The organism is Marinobacter sp. MIT932201 (assembly GCF_047123295.1).
Taxonomy (GTDB): domain Bacteria; phylum Pseudomonadota; class Gammaproteobacteria; order Pseudomonadales; family Oleiphilaceae; genus Marinobacter; species Marinobacter salsuginis.
In genome coordinates this window covers 2,305,485-2,324,763 of record NZ_CP138917.1, presented here as the reverse complement: position 1 = coordinate 2,324,763, position 19,279 = coordinate 2,305,485, and the positions used below count along the sequence as shown (strand labels likewise).

Annotated in this window: 16 protein-coding genes; 15 read left to right on the top strand and 1 reads right to left on the bottom strand. The window is 56.9% G+C overall.

All coding sequences use genetic code 11. The features are described from left to right. Nucleotides 1–34 precede the first annotated feature (34 nt). Nucleotides 35–1,129: a chorismate synthase gene (gene aroC, locus SIC15_RS10540; RefSeq protein WP_412535814.1), complete on the top strand. Its 1,095-nt coding sequence runs from the start codon at nt 35–37 to the stop codon at nt 1,127–1,129. Nucleotides 1,130–1,272: 143 nt separating this feature from the next. Next, nucleotides 1,273–2,436, top strand: a complete 1,164-nt coding sequence (locus SIC15_RS10535; protein WP_412535813.1) for an MFS transporter — start codon at nt 1,273–1,275, stop codon at nt 2,434–2,436. Nucleotides 2,437–2,439: 3 nt separating this feature from the next. Here the strand turns inward: SIC15_RS10535 and SIC15_RS10530 are convergent, their stop codons facing one another. Further along, nucleotides 2,440–3,312, bottom strand: coding sequence for a LysR family transcriptional regulator (locus SIC15_RS10530; protein WP_209397211.1), 873 nt, complete (start codon nt 3,310–3,312; stop codon nt 2,440–2,442). A gap of 420 nt (nt 3,313–3,732) precedes the next feature. Here SIC15_RS10530 and leuC point away from each other — a divergent pair, with 420 nt between their 5' ends. The 13 genes from leuC to SIC15_RS10465 all read left to right on the top strand — a co-directional run bounded on the left by leuC (nt 3,733) and on the right by SIC15_RS10465 (nt 19,274). After that, the gene (gene leuC, locus SIC15_RS10525) at nt 3,733–5,151 is read left to right on the top strand and encodes a 3-isopropylmalate dehydratase large subunit (RefSeq protein ID WP_412535812.1); all 1,419 of its coding nucleotides are present in this window, start codon (nt 3,733–3,735) and stop codon (nt 5,149–5,151) included. Nucleotides 5,152–5,167: 16 nt separating this feature from the next. Continuing rightward, nucleotides 5,168–5,815, top strand: coding sequence for a 3-isopropylmalate dehydratase small subunit (gene leuD / locus SIC15_RS10520; protein WP_412535811.1), 648 nt, complete (start codon nt 5,168–5,170; stop codon nt 5,813–5,815). Nucleotides 5,816–5,939: 124 nt separating this feature from the next. Next, complete coding sequence (gene leuB, locus SIC15_RS10515; RefSeq protein ID WP_412535810.1) at nt 5,940–7,013, top strand: 3-isopropylmalate dehydrogenase; 1,074 nt, start codon at nt 5,940–5,942, stop codon at nt 7,011–7,013. Between the two features lie 129 nt (nt 7,014–7,142). Then, entirely contained in the window at nt 7,143–8,258 is a 1,116-nt protein-coding gene (gene asd / locus SIC15_RS10510; RefSeq protein ID WP_412535809.1) for an aspartate-semialdehyde dehydrogenase, read from the top strand. Nucleotides 8,259–8,572: 314 nt separating this feature from the next. Next, the gene (locus tag SIC15_RS10505) at nt 8,573–11,860 is read left to right on the top strand and encodes a FimV/HubP family polar landmark protein (RefSeq protein ID WP_412535808.1); all 3,288 of its coding nucleotides are present in this window, start codon (nt 8,573–8,575) and stop codon (nt 11,858–11,860) included. 106 nt (nt 11,861–11,966) lie between these two features. Beyond that, nucleotides 11,967–12,875, top strand: a complete 909-nt coding sequence (truA, locus tag SIC15_RS10500; protein ID WP_412535807.1) for a tRNA pseudouridine(38-40) synthase TruA — start codon at nt 11,967–11,969, stop codon at nt 12,873–12,875. Beyond that, entirely contained in the window at nt 12,872–13,501 is a 630-nt protein-coding gene (locus SIC15_RS10495) for a phosphoribosylanthranilate isomerase (protein WP_412535806.1), read from the top strand. The genes truA and SIC15_RS10495 overlap by 4 nt, the downstream gene beginning before the upstream one ends. Then, the gene (gene trpB / locus SIC15_RS10490) at nt 13,494–14,702 is read left to right on the top strand and encodes a tryptophan synthase subunit beta (RefSeq protein ID WP_370686078.1); all 1,209 of its coding nucleotides are present in this window, start codon (nt 13,494–13,496) and stop codon (nt 14,700–14,702) included. The genes SIC15_RS10495 and trpB overlap by 8 nt, the downstream gene beginning before the upstream one ends. Before the next feature lie 19 nt (nt 14,703–14,721). Then, nucleotides 14,722–15,534, top strand: a complete 813-nt coding sequence (gene trpA / locus SIC15_RS10485; protein ID WP_069183540.1) for a tryptophan synthase subunit alpha — start codon at nt 14,722–14,724, stop codon at nt 15,532–15,534. Between the two features lie 46 nt (nt 15,535–15,580). Beyond that, nucleotides 15,581–16,507: an acetyl-CoA carboxylase, carboxyltransferase subunit beta gene (gene accD / locus SIC15_RS10480; RefSeq protein WP_069183541.1), complete on the top strand. Its 927-nt coding sequence runs from the start codon at nt 15,581–15,583 to the stop codon at nt 16,505–16,507. Next, on the top strand, nt 16,491–17,798 hold the full coding sequence (gene folC, locus SIC15_RS10475; RefSeq protein WP_412535805.1) for a bifunctional tetrahydrofolate synthase/dihydrofolate synthase: 1,308 nt from the start codon (nt 16,491–16,493) through the stop codon (nt 17,796–17,798). The genes accD and folC overlap by 17 nt, the downstream gene beginning before the upstream one ends. A gap of 143 nt (nt 17,799–17,941) precedes the next feature. Then, on the top strand, nt 17,942–18,613 hold the full coding sequence (locus tag SIC15_RS10470; protein ID WP_412535804.1) for an SPOR domain-containing protein: 672 nt from the start codon (nt 17,942–17,944) through the stop codon (nt 18,611–18,613). A gap of 91 nt (nt 18,614–18,704) precedes the next feature. Beyond that, the gene (locus tag SIC15_RS10465; protein ID WP_412535803.1) at nt 18,705–19,274 is read left to right on the top strand and encodes a CvpA family protein; all 570 of its coding nucleotides are present in this window, start codon (nt 18,705–18,707) and stop codon (nt 19,272–19,274) included. Nucleotides 19,275–19,279: the final 5 nt, after the last annotated feature.

Sequence of the window (19,279 nt, the reverse complement as noted above, 5' to 3'; positions counted from 1 at the left end):
GAATTCTCAATAAAGCTGAACAAGATACTGAATTATGTCGGGAAATTCTTTCGGAAAACTGTTTACGGTCACCTCATTTGGCGAAAGCCACGGGCCTGCATTGGGGTGCATTATTGATGGCTGTCCTCCCGGGCTCGAGCTCTCTGAGGCAGATATGCAGCGGGATCTTGATCGCCGCAAGCCTGGCACCTCCAGGCATACCACCCAGCGTCGGGAAGCCGATGAGGTAAGAATTCTGTCCGGTGTTTTTGAGGGTAAGACCACAGGCACGCCGATTGGTCTGATGATCGAGAATACCGACCAGCGTTCCAAGGATTATTCCAAGATCTCCGAACAGTTCAGGCCGGCTCACGCCGACTATACCTACATGCACAAGTACGGTGTTCGGGATTACCGCGGTGGTGGTCGTTCGTCTGCCCGAGAAACTGCCATGCGTGTGGCTGCCGGTGCGGTTGCAAGGAAATTCCTGGAGCAACATCTTGGGATTCGGATTCGCGGCTATCTGTCTCAATTGGGCCCTATCAAGGCCGAAAAACTGGATTGGGAGCAGGTTCATCAGAACCCGTTTTTCTGCCCGGATGCGGACAAGGTTGCCGAGATGGAAGCCTACATGGATGCGCTCCGTAAGGAGGGGGATTCCATTGGTGCCCGGATTAACGTGGTTGCAGAGGGCGTGCCGCCAGGGCTTGGCGAGCCGATCTTTGATCGTCTGGATGCAGATCTGGCCCATGCACTCATGAGTATCAATGCTGTGAAGGGCGTGGAGATTGGCGCTGGATTTGATTGTATTGAGCAAAAGGGCACCGAGCACCGGGATGAGATGACGCCAGAAGGCTTCCTCTCGAACAATGCGGGTGGTGTGCTGGGTGGCATTTCATCGGGCCAACCCATTGTGGCCAGTATTGCGCTCAAGCCCACTTCGAGTCTGCGGTTGCCGGGGCGGGGTATTGATGTGAACGGCGATCCCTGTGAAGTGATCACCACCGGGCGGCATGATCCCTGTGTTGGTATTCGGGCAACGCCCATCGCCGAGGCTATGATGGCCATTGTGTTGATGGACCATTATCTGCGACACCGTGGGCAGAACGCCGACGTGTCTGTTTCTACGCCGGTGATTGGTCAGCTCTGAATCTGTTTATCAGGCTTGGTGAAGCTGCTTTGTCGGGACTCACTGCCCAAAAAACGCCCGTGAATACTTCCCTGTAGGGCTTGGTCGCGCCATCCTTGGCGCTCCACATTTTTGGGCAGTGAGTCCCGACAAAGCAGCCTGACTTGCGGGGTATTTCTATCTACTGGCGCCTTTCCAACCTCTATTTCTGGTTCTTCGCTCTCCTCGGTGGGCTCCTGCCATACTGGTCCCTTTACCTCGAAGGCCAGGGATTTTCCTATCTCCAGATCGCCACCCTGATGGCGACGATCCAGCTGACCAAAATTATTGCCCCCAGTGTCTGGGGCTGGTTAGGCGATAAAACCGGACAACGGGTTCGTCTCGTCCGGTTTGGCGCTATTACCGGTTCGCTGTTCTTCGCCGGTGTGTTTATGGAACCGGGGTTCTATGGGTTGCTGCTGGTCATGCTGGCGTTCACGTTTTTCTGGAATGCCATTCTGCCGCTGTATGAGGTGATCACCCTGCGCACCCTGGGCGAGCAGAAGGAGAAATACGGGCGGGTTCGGCTTTGGGGCTCGGTGGGGTTTATCGGAGCGGTAGCTCTGGTTGGCGGATTCTTGGAAATGGTGCCGATTCAGAACCTGCCATGGCTTTTGCTGCCGGTATTTGCGGGCATTGCGGTGTCAGCCTTCCTGGTGCCTGCCGAGCGGGGCGAACGAAAGCCGCCGGCACCGAAAGGAAGCCTGAAAGCCATCGTCACGCACCCGGCGGTGGTGACCTTCTTTTTGATGAACTTCCTCCTGCAGGTATCCCATGGTGCTTATTACACCTTCTTCAGCATTCATCTGGAACAGCACGGATACAGCAAACTGTCGATCGGTCTGTTGTGGTCTCTGGGTGTTTTTGCAGAGATTGCGCTGTTTCTGGTGATGCATCGGTTAACTCGCATTTTTTCGGTGCGCCAGATTGCGGTTGGCGCTCTGACATTAACCATGATCCGCTGGATCTTGATTGCCGAGGTCACCGATGTTGTTGTCGTGCTGCTGTTCGCACAGCTGCTGCATGCGGCGTCTTATGGCGCATTGCATGCGATTTCGGTTCAGTACATCCAGGGCTTTTTCGGCAAGCATCATCACGGCCAGGGGCAAGCCCTTTACAGCGGCCTGACGTTTGGAGCTGGCGGCGCACTGGGTGCCTGGCTGTCGGGGTTTCTGGTGGATGGCTTCAGCACCTCGGCGGCCTTTTGGGGTGGTGCTGCCGCCATGGCAATTGCAATCGTGATCACTTGGCGAGGCCTGCGGCCGCCACCCGGGCCTGGTGAGGGTTGAAGTTCAGGCATTCTCTTCTTCCTGAACTATTTCCAGCAGTGCCCGGGCAGCGTTGCTGAGCTGCCGCCCGGAGAGACCAATTCCACCAAGCACCCTCGAAACTCGCTTGCCCACCTCAAGCACCCTCAGGCTGTCATCAACCATGCGCAGGGGAAGAACACTCCAGCCCAGGCCAACGCTGGTCATCATTTTGATGGTTTCCAGGTAGTTGGTTGGCATCTGCGGATTCAGGTGTAGATTCGCTTCCAGAAACAGCCGGCTGACCACCCGGTATGTTGCGGTGCTGGTGTCCGGTAAAAGTGCAGGGTGGCCTGCGAGATCTGACAGTCCCGGGCGCTTTAGTGACGCCAGAGGATGTTCAGCACCGGCCACGAATACCATCTGGTCTGGCCATTGGGCGAAAACATGAAAACTGGGTTCCATGCTGTCGCTGAGTGTCACAAACGCGAGCTCGGCGTTGCGTTTTCGCATCTGTTCATAGGCGGCGTCGGATTCCATGAATTGCAGGTTGATGGACACCTGAGGGTATTCCCGCTTGAACCGTCGGAGCCAGTTCGGCAAATGGTGCAGGCCGATATGGTGGCTCGCGATAATCTGAAGCTCACCCTCCACTTGCCCGGAGTCCGGCGACAACGCAACCCGGGCATTGTGGATTTCATCCAGTATTCGACGCGCATGCGGCAGTAACCGGCTACCAGCATCGGTCAGCCGAATCTGTCGGTTGCTCCGGTCGATTAGGCTGGTGCCAAGCTGGTTTTCCAGGGCCGCCAGGCGTTTGGAAATCGCCGGCTGTGTCAGGTGCAGGGTTTCTGCGGCCTCTGAAAAGGAGCCCTGGTCGACGATTGTCAGAAAAGCTTTTAATGCGTTTGAGTCCACGGAAGGGTCCTCTGGCCTGGAGCTTGGGAGCAGGTTGCCTGGAGTGGCAAACCTCCCAAAACACGCCCGTAAATACATCCCTGTAGGGCTCGGTCGCGCCATCCCTGGCGCTCCACAGTTTTGGGAGGTTCGCCCCACCAGGCGCCTCGGGCATTATTGCGGGCTGCTCAATTGTCTGGGGAGCGGGTTGGGACAGCACTTTCAAAACCGTAGAGGGCCAGGGATGGCCCGATTCGAGCCCACATGGATGTGCTTGTAGGCGTGTTTTGAAAGTGCTGTCCCAACCCGGGACCTTCACCGAAGTATAACCAAAAAGGATGCCAAAGATAAAAAACATGAATTGAGGTTATCCGGCTCCAGGCGGTAAGATACCAACATCAAACGTCAGAACCAGAAACCCCCAGAGAGTGAGAGAGAACCATGGCGGGCAAGACCTTATACGACAAATTGTGGGACGATCATCTCGTCAAACAGCGCGATGACGGCTCGGCGTTGATTTACATCGATCGCCAGTTGCTGCACGAAGTGACATCACCTCAGGCATTTGAAGGCCTGCGGCTGGCTGGACGGAAGCCATGGCGGATCGATGCCAACATTGCGACGCCGGACCATAACGTGCCCACCACGGATCGCGACCGCGGTGTCGAGGGCATTGTAGACCCGGTTTCCCGAATTCAGGTGGAAACGCTGGACAAGAACTGCGACGAGTTCGGAATTCTTGAGTTCAAGATCAAGGACCAGCGCCAGGGCATTGTGCACGTGATCGGGCCCGAACAGGGTGCAACCCTGCCAGGGATGAGCATCGTTTGTGGCGATTCCCACACCTCTACCCACGGCGCCTTTGGTTGCCTGGCTCATGGTATTGGTACCAGTGAGGTTGAGCATGTGCTGGCCACCCAGTGTCTCGTCCAGAAAAAGATGAAGAACATGCTGGTGAAGGTGAACGGCAAGCTGGGGCCTGGCGTTACCGGCAAGGATGTCGTGCTGGCCATCATAGGCAAGATCGGAACTGCCGGCGGCACTGGTTACGCCATCGAATTCGGCGGCGAGGCCATTCAGGGGCTGAGCATGGAAGGGCGGATGACCATCTGCAACATGTCCATCGAGGCCGGTGCACGGGTTGGTATGGTCGCGGTTGATGACACCACCATTGGGTATGTCCGCAATCGTCCATTCGGGCCCAAGGGTGAGCAATGGGATGCTGCGGTTGAGTACTGGCGCACCCTGCACAGCGACAGCGATGCGGTCTTCGACAAGGTTGTCGAGCTGGAAGGCTCGGAGATCCAGCCACAGGTGAGCTGGGGTACGTCGCCGGAAATGGTGGCCGGAATCGATGGCAAGGTGCCCGATCCGGAGCAGGAAGCCGATCCGATCAAGCGGGAAGGCATTGTTCGTGCTCTCAAGTACATGGGTTTGCAACCCAATATGGCAATTACCGAAATCAAGCTGGACCGGGTGTTTATTGGCTCGTGTACCAACAGCCGGATTGAAGACCTGCGCGAGGCCGCTGCCGTGGTGAAAGGTCGCAAGGTCTCTCCGATCCTGAAACAGGCCATGGTGGTGCCGGGGTCCGGGCTGGTGAAAGCCCAGGCGGAGCAGGAAGGGTTGGACAAGATCTTTATCGAGGCCGGTCTGGAATGGCGTGATCCGGGCTGCTCTATGTGTCTGGCCATGAATGCCGACAAGCTGGGGCAGGGTGAGCATTGTGCCTCTACCTCTAACCGGAACTTCGAGGGTCGGCAGGGCTTCGGTGGGCGAACCCACCTGGTAAGCCCGGCCATGGCTGCCGCTGCCGCGGTAACAGGGCATTTCGTTGATGTCCGTGAGCTGATGAACTGATCCACAGGAGAGAACCATGCGCGCATTCAAGCAACATCAGGGCGTTGTCGCCCCCATGGACCGTTCCAACGTGGATACGGACATGATTATTCCGAAGCAGTTTCTGAAGTCCATCAAGCGCACCGGCTTTGGTCCGAACCTGTTTGATGAACTGCGATATATGGATGAGGGCAAGCCGGACCTGGATTGTTCCACCCGACCGATCAATCCTGATTTTGTTCTGAATCAGGATCGGTACAAGAACGCCAGTGTACTGTTGGCGCGGCGTAACTTTGGCTGTGGGTCCAGCCGCGAGCACGCGCCGTGGGCGTTGGAAGATTTCGGTTTCCGGGTGATCATCGCCCCGAGTTTTGCCGATATTTTCTATAATAACTGCTTTAAGAATGGCTTGTTACCCATTGTTCTTACTGAGGAAGTGGTCGACCAACTGTTCAAGGAAGTCGAGCAGAGTGAAGGCTATCAACTGGCGGTCGATCTTGAAGCGAGAACCGTGACTACGCCTGCTGGTGAAACCTTCACGTTCGAGGTGGATGATTTTCGTCGTCATTGCCTGCTGAACGGCCTCGACGATATCGGGGTCACTCTGGAAGATGCGGAGTTGATCCAATCTTACGAGGAAAGCCGCCGGAAGACGGCGCCCTGGTTGTTCGGGGCTGGCAGCTGATTTTAGTGTCGGATTACGCTGGCGCTAATCCGACCTGCCTGCCATCTCTCAGGAATACCCGAAAACGTAGGTCGGATTAGCCGGAGGCGTAATCCGACATTGAGGAATAGAACAAGGAAACAACATGTCCAGAACAATCCTGATGCTCCCAGGCGACGGTATCGGCCCGGAAATCGTTGCCGAAGCGGAAAAGGTACTTCACAAGATTAACGATCAGTTCAATCCGGGTTTGAGCTTCGAATCCGGCCTCGTGGGCGGCGCGGCGATTGATGAGGCCGACACGCCGCTGCCGGATGAAACCCTTGAGAAGGCAACCAGGGCCGATGCGATTCTATTGGGCGCTGTTGGCGGCCCCAAGTGGGACAGCCTGCCGATGGCTAAGCGCCCCGAAAAAGGCCTGTTGGGCCTGCGCTCCAACCTTGAGTTGTTCGCCAATTTGCGCCCGGCCATTCTTTATCCGCAGCTGGCTTCTGCCTCCTCCCTGAAGCCCGAGGTTGTTTCCGGTCTGGATATCATGATCGTCCGCGAACTGACCGGGGGCATCTATTTTGGTCAGCCTCGTGGCGTGCGTGAGCTTGAGAGCGGTGAACGCCAGGGCTACAACACTTACGCCTACACCGAATCGGAAATTCGTCGTATTGGTCGCGTTGCCTTTGAGGCCGCCCAGCAGAGGGGCAAGAAACTGTGCTCTGTGGACAAGGCCAACGTGCTGGAAGTAACTGTTCTGTGGCGCGAAATCATGAACGATTTGCGCCGGGAATATCCGGATGTCGAGCTGTCTCATATGTATGTGGACAATGCCGCTATGCAACTGGTCCGCGCACCCAAGCAGTTTGATGTGATTGTGACTGGAAACATGTTTGGTGATATTCTCTCGGACGAAGCGGCTATGCTCACCGGCTCAATTGGCATGTTGCCATCGGCGTCGCTGAACTCGGAAAAGCAGGGTATGTATGAGCCGTGCCACGGGTCTGCGCCGGATATTGCCGGCCAGGGTATTGCCAATCCGCTGGCCACTATCCTCAGTGCCGCCATGATGCTGCGGTACAGTCTGAATGAGGAAAAGGCCGCTGAAGCTATTGAAGCGGCGGTCAGCAAGGTTCTGGATCAGGGGCTGCGTACTGCGGACATCATGTCCGAGGGCGCGAAGAAGGTCTCCACCCGGGAAATGGGTGAGGCGGTTCTGGCAGCGCTGTAAAGCCGAGGCCCCGGCCAGTGTATTTGAGACCCGACGGCAACGGGACGCAGTTGCCGCGGGATCATCCATCCTGTCCCTGCCAGCGATAAAGGTAGAGGGCGGGCATAAAACGAGGTCTAAAGATCGCACATGAAGCGAGTTGGACTTGTAGGTTGGCGTGGCATGGTGGGCTCGGTCCTCATGCAGCGCATGCGTGAAGAAAACGATTTCGCCGACATCGAACCGGTGTTTTTCACCACTTCCCAGGCTGGCAAGCCTGCACCGGACGTAGGTAAGGAAGGCGTTCCGCCTCTTCAGGACGCTTTTGACGTCGAGATTCTGAAAACGATGGATGTGATCGTGACCTGTCAGGGTGGCGATTACACCGGTGCGGTTTATCAGAAGCTGCGGGACGCCGGTTGGGAAGGCTACTGGATAGATGCAGCCTCCACGCTCCGGATGGTCGACCATTCCGTGATTGTTCTGGATCCGGTCAACCGTAACGTGATTGATGCTGCCCTTGAGAAAGGCGTCAAGGACTACATCGGTGGCAACTGCACCGTGAGCCTGATGATGCTCGCCCTTGGTGGTCTGCTGGAGCAGGATCTGATTGAGTGGGTCTCACCCATGACCTACCAGGCGGCTTCCGGATCTGGCGCACAGAATATGCGCGAGCTGCTGAACCAGATGGGCGAGCTCAATCAAAGCGTGAAATCCGAGCTAGATGATCCGTCCTCTGCGATCCTGGAGATCGACCGCAAGGTAACCGAATCCATGCGTTCGGATGGCTTCCCGACCGAGCACTTCCAGGTGCCCCTGGCGGGCAGCCTGATTCCGTTTATCGACAAGCAGCTCGACAACGGAATGAGCAAGGAGGAGTGGAAAGCGGGTGTTGAGACCAACAAGATTCTTGGTCGCTCCGATAGCCCGATTCCCATTGATGGTATCTGTGTGCGGATCGGCGCGATGCGCTCCCACAGCCAGGCGCTGACCATCAAGCTCAAGAAGGATCTGCCGGTTTCTGAAATCGAATCGATCCTTGCCAAAGCGAACGACTGGGTGAAGGTCATCCCCAATGATCGCGATGCGACCATCGAGGAACTGACCCCGGCGAAGGTGACAGGCACATTGAGCGTGCCGATTGGCCGCATTCGTAAACTGACCATGGGACCGGAGTACATTTCTGCGTTCACCGTGGGCGACCAGTTGCTTTGGGGTGCCGCTGAGCCACTTCGTCGGATGCTCCGGATCCTTCAGGAGCGTTAAAAATTGTTACACAGAGGCAATAAATGCCAACTGTGTCCGGTTTCAGTGAACCGGTAATGGGGCGGAGGCTGATTTCAGCCTCCGCCCCTGTTATTTTCAAGAGCGCTAGGTAGTTCCGCGCGATTGATAAAAAAATGGTACAAGGATTGCGGCTGATTGATTGATAAAAGAGGTTTTATCAACAATACTTGCCGGACTGAAAATTAAAAAGAACACATAATAACGAGAATGATCCAGACGGAAGTCATCCAACCTCGTCCGATTCTGTTTGAAAGAGAGCAGTAACGAATAACGGAGACTGGAAAGGAAAAAGCATGAAGGTACGCAAGCTTGCGGTTGCCCTGGCTCTGGCGGGAGGGCTCGGATCCGGCGTCGCACAGGCCCTGGGGCTGGGTGAAATTGAACTTCAGTCCTATCTGAACGAGCCACTGGATGCAGAAATTGTTCTGCCCCAAAGCCGTGGCGTCAATCCAGCGGACGTGTTCGTCAACATTGCTTCGGAACAGGCATACGAGCGGGTGGGGCTGGATCGCAACCAGTTTCTCAGCAAGCTTCGTTTCCAGGTGGTAACCGGCAACGATGGCAGTCTCATTGTCAATGTCTCCTCCCGGGAACCGCTCAGGGAACCGTACCTGAACTTCCTGCTTGAATTGACCTGGCCAAGCGGCCGGTTAATGCGGGAATACGCGGTGCTTGTGGATCCGCCTGTCTACGCGGAAGAGTCTGGCGTGCAGGAGCAGGTCAGTACTCCAACAGTCACTACGACTCGGGCAACCAGTCAGCCGAGCACCAGCCGCAGTGCCGAGTCAGTGCGTCGTCAGCAACAGGCCGAGCGCTCCCTCAGCACCGGGTATCAGGCCAATACCTTCGGGCCCACCGGTGCTTCGGACACTCTCTGGACCATCGCTTCCCAGGTGCGTCCTGACAACAGCGTTTCCATGCAGCAGGTCATGCTGGCAATCCAGGACCTAAATCCAGACGCTTTTATTGGTAATAACATTAACCGCCTGAAGCGCGGTGAAGTCCTGCGGGTGCCCTCTCTCGATCAGATCCAGAGCCGGACCCGTGCTGAGGCGACCCGTCTGGTTGCCCAGCAGAATGAAGCATTCCAGGCTCCCCAGCGTACGGTGGATGCAACCGCTCAGCGGCAACCAGAACCTTCAACTCAGCAAGAGGCTGCTTCCGGTGGCGATGAACTGAAACTGGTGGTCTCCGAGGAAACCGGCACTGAGTCGAGCGAAAATGGCTCTGCGGGCGGTGACAGCGAACTGCCCGGCGGTGTTGATGCGGGCACTGCAGTCGCAATGGAAGAGCTTGAAAGCGCCCGTCGCGAAAATGACGAGCTGAACAGCCGCGTAGAGGATCTTCAGGATCAGGTTCAGACCCTTCAGCGGCTGCTTGAGCTGAAGAACACTCAGCTTGCTGAAATGCAGCAGGCAACCGGCGCCGAACCTACTGAGCCGGCCGAGTCACTTGAAGGTGAGGTTGCGGATTCGGCGGCAGACGAAGCGATGGCTCCGGAAGGTACCGAAGCAGCAGACGAGGTTCCTGAAGGAGAAGCGTCCGTAGCTGTTGATGCCGACATGACGGATGGTGACGCAGAAGACTCCGAAGGCTCTGCCGAACCTGCAGAAATGGCTGAGTCTGATGCCATGGCTGATGAAACCAGCACCATGGCTGAGCCGGGTGAAGGAACTGATGAGCAGGCAATTGCGGAGGCTGGCGAAGCTCCGGAAGAGTCAGCGATGGCAGGTGCAGAAGAGCCGGCTAGTGCGGAAGCTGATGAACCCGTTGAGGAAACCGCTGCTGCAGCGCCAGCTGCGTCGGAGCCAGATCAGGCACAGGAGCCTGCACCCAAACCAGCACCCCAGGCACCCGCGGCTGATAAGGGCTTCCCGGGTAACGTCATCGATGCCATTACAGGTAATCCGATGTATCAGATTGCCCTGGGTGGCGGTCTGATTCTTCTTCTACTGCTGCTTCTGTTGCTTGCCCGTCGCAATGCAAACCGGGAAAAGGCGTTTTATGAGCAGCTCAACAGTGAAGCTGACGAGGGAGCTGACTCGTTCGACCTGAGCCTGGATGAGGAGGATCAGGAATCGGCCGCAGGCGACGCCCTTGCAGAGGCGGATTCCTACATAGCCTATGGCCAGCATGATCAGGCGGCGCAAACCCTGGAGACTGCAATCTCCCGCGAGCCCAGCCGTACTGATCTGCGCCTGAAGCTTCTGGGTGTCTATGCAGACACTCAGGACCGCGATTCCTTTGAGAAGCAGTTCGGTGAGATTGAGGCGTTGGAAGACGACGAGGCGCTGACAAGTGCCAACGAACTGCGGGCCCGGTTGGAGGAAGCCGAGTCGATGCCCAGCATCGATGATCTCGAATCGCAATTGCGTTCGGATTCCTTCGCAACCTCTTACGACTCGGAAGACACTGGTGATGAGCCGGAAGAAACGCAGGATAAGCCGGAATCCGAAGAGCTTCTTGCGGATCAATTCGATTCCGAGCGCGAAGAGCCTGTCGAGAATGAATTCGGTGACTTCGACTCTGATCTATCCGAGACTGACCTTTCCGATTTCGAGCTGAATGAATTCGACGAGCAGGAGACTGCCGAGGCTTCCGAAGGTGAAGAGGCTGAAGGCGGTAAGGAAGAGAGCCCCGACGACATGATCGAATACGATCTGTCTGGCCTCGAACTGGAGTCTGATGAAGAAAAGGCTGAGGCTGAAGACGCCTCGGAACTGGAAGAATCCGGTGATTGGGACCTGTCTTCCGAGTTCGACGAGAGTACTGAAGAGTCATCTGTTGAAGAACAGGGGCTTGGTGAATCCGAAGAAGACCTGAGCCTGGATCTCGAAGAGGGTGATCTTGCCGATAGCGATCTGTCTGAGGAGCAATCAACGACCGAGCCGGAAGCGTCGACTGAAGAGTTTGCAGAGTCGGATGCTGAGGCGGACATTGATTCACTGGACGAATCCTTCCTGGATGAACTGGACGCCGAACTGGACAAGGTCGCCGGCGAAGAAGACGAGCTGGGCGGCAGCGAGATTGAGGAATCTTCGCTGGACGATCTTGAGCTTGATGTCTCTGACGAAGATCTGGCCCTGATGGAGGAGTTCTCCGACTCTGCAGATTCGGCCAATCCTGAGGAAACTGAAGAAGCGTCTCTCGACGAAGAGCTTGGTCTTGAAGATGCCCTTGGTGAGGGCGATGCGGACGAAGCCAATCCAGAGCAATCTGTAGAGGGTGCCGAGGAACTCGAACAGCAGGGCATCACCGAGGAACTGGAAGAATCTGACGCCGCGGCAAGTGACGAGGCAACTTCGGAAGAAGACCTGGATCTGCCGGTGGCTTCCGATGAAGTTTCTGATGGATCAGGTAAAGCACAGACCGCCGATATTGAAGAAAGCGAGCTCGGTGACGAAGATGACTTTGATTTCCTCGCAGGCACCGACGAGGCGGCCACCAAACTCGATCTTGCACGGGCATACATCGAGATGGGCGATGCTGACGGAGCCCGCGATATCCTTGAGGAAGTTGCACTGGAAGGAAACGAAGATCAGAAAGCGGAGGCGCAGGACCTCCTTAAAAATCTGTCCTGATTCGTTATAATCGGATCTGACAGGCAGCAAGCGCCGGCTGCCGGGTAAACACCCGGCAACAAGCCGGCGTTTTGTTTTTACAGCAACACTCTTTCCGGATTCACACTTGTTTCTCGAAACCCAGCAACTGACTACGGATAATGCCATCGGGGCAGGGCGTGTCGCCCTCGCGTTTGAATATGATGGGCGAGGCTTTCATGGTTGGCAGCTGCAGAAATCCGGCGTCCGTTCGGTGGAAGCGGAACTGACAAAGGCTGTAGCGAGGGTTGCGGATCATCCGGTCGAGCTGGTGTGCGCGGGGCGAACCGATGCCGGCGTCCATGCCAGTTATCAGATAGCCCATTTTGATACCCCGTCGGTGCGTAATCTCCGTTCCTGGGTAATGGGAATCAATACTGCTTTACCCGAAGACATTTCAGTTCATTGGGCCGGAAATGGCATTGGCGATTTTCATGCCCGGTTTTCTGCCACGTACCGGCGTTACCGATACATCATTTATAACCACCCCGTGCGCCCCGGCATACAAAGAGGGCAGGTTAGCTGGACATTTCGTTCCCTCAATGCCGAGCGCATGCATGATGCGGCGCAGGTACTTGCCGGGGAACATGATTTCTCCTCCTTTCGGGCAGCCGGCTGCCAATCCCGGACGCCCATCCGGTTTCTCGAGCGGATTACGGTAACCCGGAAACAGGACTTTGTCGTAATAGACGTGCAGGCCAATGCCTTTTTGCACCACATGGTCCGGAACATTGCCGGTGCCCTCATGGCCGTTGGTTCTGGAAAAGAGCGACCGGAGTGGATTCATGAGATACTGGTTGCCCGGGACCGGACAGCTGCGGGTGTCACCGCGCCTCCCCATGGTTTGTACCTGGTCGATGTGGGCTATGCCGAGGAGCTCCGGATACCAGCCGCAGAATGTGGGCCGGGGTTTCTGCGGCCATGGTTCACCAAGGCCGAAAACAGCCCGGTCAGTCCAACGCACATCCATGTCAAACAGCGGGTTCCGAGCCAATGAGTACAAGGGTTAAAATTTGCGGCCTCACCCGTCCCGAGGATATTGATGGTGCTGTTCAATCCGGCGCCGACGCCCTGGGCCTGGTGTTCTATGAGCCCAGCCCCCGGTCCGTGACTGTGGAGCAGGCCGTGGAACTGGCAAAACGCGTTCCGGCGTTTGTGTCGGTCGTGGGGCTATTCGTAAACCCCAGCCAGCAGTTTGTCGAGAGTGTTCTGGAACAGGTGCCGCTAGACTTGCTGCAGTTCCATGGCGACGAAGAGGCCGGGTTTTGTGGCGGCTTTGGACGCCGTTGGATCAAGGCTATTCGGGTTCGTGAGGCCGGCCAGATAGAAGCCGCGTTTGACGAGTTCCGGAATGCTTCTGGTTTGCTGGTAGACGCCTGGGATCCTGACCGGTATGGCGGAACAGGAAAGTCGTTCAACTGGGACCTGATTCCCGACTATCGGCCACTCCCGATCGTATTGGCCGGTGGGTTGTCATCTGATAACGTATCTGCCGCTGTAGAGCAGGTGAAACCCTGGGCTGTGGATGTCAGTGGCGGTGTTGAGCAGGGCAAAGGAATCAAGGACATCCAGAAAATTTCTCATTTCATTAAAGAGGTTCACCGTGTCTGTAAAACTGACTGAAGAAATGCTGAGCGCACTGCCGGACGCGCGGGGTCACTTCGGGGCCTTTGGTGGGCGATTTGTTTCCGAGACCCTGATGGATTCCCTGATGACCCTCGAGAAAGAATATGCCCGCCTGAAGAAGGATCCGGAATTCCAGGCGCGGTTCGACAAAGAGCTCGCCGATTATGTTGGTCGGCCAACGCCGCTGTATTTCGCCGAACGTCTTAGCCGTGAAACCGGTGGCGCCCAGATCTGGCTGAAGCGCGAAGATCTCTGTCACACGGGCGCTCACAAGGTGAACAACACCATCGGCCAGGCCCTGCTTGCAAGCTTTCTCGGCAAAAAGCGGATCATCGCTGAAACCGGCGCCGGCCAGCACGGTGTTGCCACTGCCACGGTCTGTGCTCGTCTGGGTCTGGAGTGTCATGTGTTTATGGGTGCGGAAGATGTCCAGCGCCAGTCCCTGAACGTGTTCCGTATGAAACTTCTGGGTGCAACCGTGCATGCCGTGGAAAGTGGCACCAAAACCCTGAAAGATGCCATGAACGACGCCATGCGTGATTGGGTGGCCAATGTGGACGATACCTTCTACATCATCGGCACCGTTGCAGGCCCGCATCCTTATCCTCTGCTGGTCCGCGATTTCCAGTCCGTGATCGGTCGTGAAACCCGCCGCCAGGCACTGGAGAAAACCGGGAAACTGCCGGACGCGCTGGTGGCCTGTGTGGGTGGTGGCTCGAACGCAATCGGGATGTTCTATCCGTTCCTCGCTGACGAGTCAGTCAAAATCTATGGTGTTGAAGCGGGCGGCCTTGGTATTGATACCGGCAAGCACGCAGCGCCCCTGTGCGCCGGTCGCCCGGGCGTGCTCCATGGCAACAGAACCTACCTGATGGAAGACGAGAACGGCCAGATTGCGGGCACGCATTCAGTGAGCGCCGGTCTCGACTATCCGGGTGTGGGGCCAGAGCACAGCTGGTTGAAGGATATCGGCAGGGCAAGCTATGTGTCAGTCACTGATGATGAAGCCATGGAGGGATTCCGGAAGCTGACCCGTGTGGAAGGCATCATGCCTGCTCTGGAAACGGCTCACGCTGTCGCATACGCCATCAAACTGGCTGCGACCATGGACAAAGACCAGACCGTCGTGATCAACGTTTCCGGCCGCGGAGACAAGGACATCAACACTGTTGCCAAGCTTGAAGGCATCGAGATCTGAAGAATTAACAGGAGCAGGCATGAGCCGAATTGAAGGGGTCCTCAAGGCCCTGAAAGGACAGGGTCGCAAGGCACTTATTCCCTACATTACCGCCGGTGACCCTCATCCCGATGTCACGGTTGATCTGATGCATACGCTGGTGAAAGCAGGTGCCGATATTATCGAGCTCGGTGTTCCTTTCTCCGACCCGATGGCGGACGGGCCGGTTATACAGCTGGCCTGCGAGCGGGCATTGGTTCATGGCACCTCCTTGCGACAGGTGATTGCCATGGTCAAGGAGTTTCGCAAGACGGATGATGCGACCCCGGTGGTTCTGATGGGTTACCTGAATCCGATGGAAGCCATGGGCTACGAGCAATTTGCCGACGCCGCCAAGGAGGCCGGCGTGGATGGGATCCTGACCGTGGACCTGCCGCCAGAGGAGGCTGACGAGGTTGCCCCGCTGTTTACCCAGCGAAATCTCGACGCCATCTTCTTGCTCGCACCGACCACGACCGATGACCGGATCCGTGCAATCAGTGAGCACTCATCCGGTTATGTGTACTATGTTTCTATCAAGGGTGTGACAGGTTCCGCCACCATCAACGTGGATGAGGTCGCTCAGAAAGTGAATCATATTCACGAGCTGACCGCGCTTCCCGTGGGTGTCGGCTTCGGCATTCGCGATGCGGAAACGGCTGCCGCCGTGGGTCGGGTATCCGATGGTGTAATTGTTGGCAGTGTCCTGGTCGATACAATAGCCAGAAATCAGGCAGATACCGACCAGCTCAAGCGGGCATTGACGGATCTGCTCCACCCGATGCGTGAAGCACTGGACAGTCTCGCCTCCTGATTGGAGAGGAGCGGGGCAAACAGGCGTCAAAGGACAGGATGAGACCATGAGTAACTGGCTGGACAAGATCATGCCGAGCAAGATTCGCTCGGAATCCAAGCAGAGAACCGGAGTGCCGGAGGGGCTGTGGAAGAAATGCCCCAAATGCGGCGCCTTTCTCTACAAGCCGGAACTTGAAAAAAACCTGGATGTTTGCCCCAAATGCAATCACCACCTGAGGGTGACGGCCCGCCGTCGTCTGGACGTTTTTCTTGATCCGGATGGTCGGGAAGAGATTGCTGCCCAGCTGGAGCCTTGGGATCGTCTGAAGTTCAAAGACAGCAAACGCTATAAGGATCGTCTGTCCCAGGCCCAGAAAGGTACCGGTGAGAAAGACGCTCTGGTGGCCATGAAAGGCACCACACTTGGCGTGCCTCTGGTTGCTTGCTCCTTTGAATTCGGTTTCCTGGGCGGCTCCATGGGCCAGGTCGTCGGCGAAAAATTCGTCCAGGCTGCCAATGTTGCCCTTGAAGAAAGAATTCCTCTGGTCTGTTTCTCCGCCAGTGGTGGCGCCCGGATGCAGGAAGCCATCCTGTCGCTCATGCAGATGTCGAAAACGGCGGCGGTCCTTGAACGGATGAAACTGGAGGGGATCCCCTACATTTCGGTAATGACCGATCCCGTGTTCGGTGGCGTTTCAGCCAGTCTGGCCATGCTGGGTGATCTGAATATTGCCGAGCCGAATGCGTTGATTGGTTTCGCCGGTCCCCGAGTCATCGAACAGACCGTGCGTGAAAAGCTGCCGGAAGGGTTTCAGCGCAGTGAGTTCCTGTTGGAGCATGGCGCGATCGACATGATTCTCCATCGTCACCAGATGCGTGAACGTATTGCCCACGTGCTGGCCAAGTTCACCGGCCAGGAACGTCCAGGAACCGAGGAGCCCATCGAGTTTGAAGTGACGGAAAAGCCTGAAACCGATGCCCCCGCCGAGTAACCGTTCGGACCAGCCCCCGGCTTCACCGGGGGCTGGTGCCACTGTTGATCAGTGGCTTGCCTACCTCGAAGCGATACACCCAACAGAGATTGACCTCGGCCTGGATCGGGTGCTCGTGGTTATGCGCCGGCTTTTCCGGCGAAAGCCGCAAGCCCGGATCATCACGGTGGCCGGCACCAATGGCAAAGGCAGTGCTGTGGCCGCTACAGAAGCGCTTTTGCGCGCCGCCGGTCGTCGTGTCGGAGCCTATACCTCGCCTCACCTCCAGCGCTATAACGAACGGGTGCGCCTCAATGGTGACGATATCTCCGACGACGCACTGGTGCGGGCCTTTGAAGCGGTTGAAGCCGCCCGCGGCAGTGTGTCGCTGACTTATTTTGAATTCGGGACTCTTGCTGCGTTTGTGGCTTTTGCCGACTCAGGCCTGGACGACTGGGTCCTTGAAGTTGGCCTGGGCGGACGACTGGACGCAGTCAATGTTCTGGATGCAGATTTCGCCATACTGACATCGGTGGACATCGACCACGTGGCTTTTCTTGGCGATAACCGGGAAGTCATCGGTTTTGAGAAAGCAGGGGTGCTCCGACCGGGTATTCCGGCGGTCTATGCGGATACCGATCCGCCGCGGTCGGTGCTTCAGCAGGCGGCGGCTCAGAAGATCCGGTTAGCGATGTTGGGGCGGGACTATCAGTTAAGTTCAGAACCGCAGTCTGGTTCCGGGTTTCCTGAGGTGATTCTGGACTATGAAAACCAGCCGGTACGCCTGCCGGCAGGGCCCTTGCCGGTCAAAAGCATGGCAGCGGCCGTCGTTGCTGTGCGGCAGCTTGAGCCGGGTCTGTCGGTTTCCGCCATTGAGCAGGTGCTCGGAAGTCTGAGCGTTCCCGGCCGATTTGAGCGTCTGGGGTCTTCCCCGGATGTTTATCTGGATGTCGGGCATAATCCCCATGCCGCAGAATGGTTGGCCGGACAACTGAATAGCCTGAAGTCCTCTGGCCGGCGAGTCCATGCGGTCTACGGTGCCCTGGCGGACAAAGACGTGGAAGGTGTCGGAAAAGCAATGGCTGGTGTGGTTGATGCCTGGTATCTATCCAGTCTCAAGTTGCCGAGGGGGCTGTCTGCCCATGATTTGCAGGCACGGTTGGCCAACGCCGGTATCGCTGATGCCTCGGCTTTCGAGTCCGTAGGTGAGGCCCTCGAGTCAGCTTTGTCAGCCTGCAGTCCCGAGGATATCGTGGTCGTTTTCGGCTCGTTCTTCACGGTCGCAGAGGGTCGCGAGATTCTGCTTCGCTGAAGAATCAGGCCGAAGCCAGGCGAAACCCCCTTAAACTTTGTCCATGGCAGCGGGTAGCACTTTGAGTTCCGGCTTTCGGGCAGTTAGTATCTGCGGATAGGTGCCTCTCGGGGCGCAGTCATAACAGTTGGGAGCCTTACGACGTGGATGGACTGAAACAGAGAATAATCGGGGCGCTGGTCCTTGTTTCCCTGGCGGTTATCTTTGTTCCCATGCTCTTCGATGAGCCTCATTCCGAGCGCACTTCCACCACCATAAAGATTCCAGAGGAACCGCCATTTCCCGAGGTTGAAGCACCTGAATCCGGGGTGGAACCCCCACCATCTTACGGCCTTGAAACCAGCGAAGGCGGTGTAAAGATACCGGCTGTCGAGGAAGAAAGCGCCGATTCGCTGGGGTATCGGATCCTTGAGGAATCCCCGGGCGACGAGACAGCCTCCGGGGATGCACCATCGTCCGAAAGCCCGCAGTCCCAAGCCAGCCCGTCTCAGGAACCGTCCAGCGCTTCCGCCGAGACCGACAATCAAGCCTCGGAGAGCTCTGCCACGGAAACCGCTGAGTACGAACGATCCCTGGAAGGCGCCTGGGTGGTTCAATTGGGAAGCTTCGGCAATTCCGATAATGCCCGCCGGCTCAGAGACCAGGTGCGAGAAAAAGGCTATGGCTCCCACCTGCAGGAAGTTGTTCGGGGCGATACCACGTTAACCCGGGTATTCAGTGGTCCCTTCGCATCCAAATCCGAAGCTGAATCTGCCAAGAGGGCTCTGGATGATGCCTTTGGGCTCAATAGCCTGGTCACCTCCGGCGAAAAATAACGCTCGGGGTCCGGTTAATGTGTGTCTGGCGGTTTGGCGAGCAGGGGTTTCCTGATAGAATTCGCGCTTCCTTTTCTCCACCGGGTTTTCAATGGAAGCGCTGATCTGGATTGACTGGGTCATTATCGCCCTCATTACAGTTTCCACTCTCATCAGTCTGAAACGGGGCTTTGTTCGGGAAGCGCTGTCGCTGGTGACCTGGGTGGGCGCGTTTATCCTGGCCAGAACCTTCCACCCCCAGATGCAGTCTCTGCTGGAAAGTACGGTTGAAACGCCACTTGTCCGGCTGATCGCTGCCTTTGCCATACTCTTTTTTGGAACCCTTATTGTTGGCGCCATCATCAATAACATGATTGGCCATCTGATCAGGGCCACTGGGCTGTCGGCCACTGACCGGGTACTCGGTATGGGGTTTGGGCTTCTGCGCGGTGTGGTGGTGGTGATTGTGGCCATTGCGTTTACCCGGTATACGCCGCTGGCACAGGACACCTGGTGGCGAACCTCAATTATCATTGATCGCCTGGCCGTGGTGGAAGATTGGTCCAGACGGACCCTGGGCGATGAATTTGCACGCTTTCTGGGGCCTGCACCGGAAAATGCGCTGGAACCGGAACCCGTTACAGAGCAGGAAGACGTGGAACCTGCGTCCGCGTCCCGCTAACATTC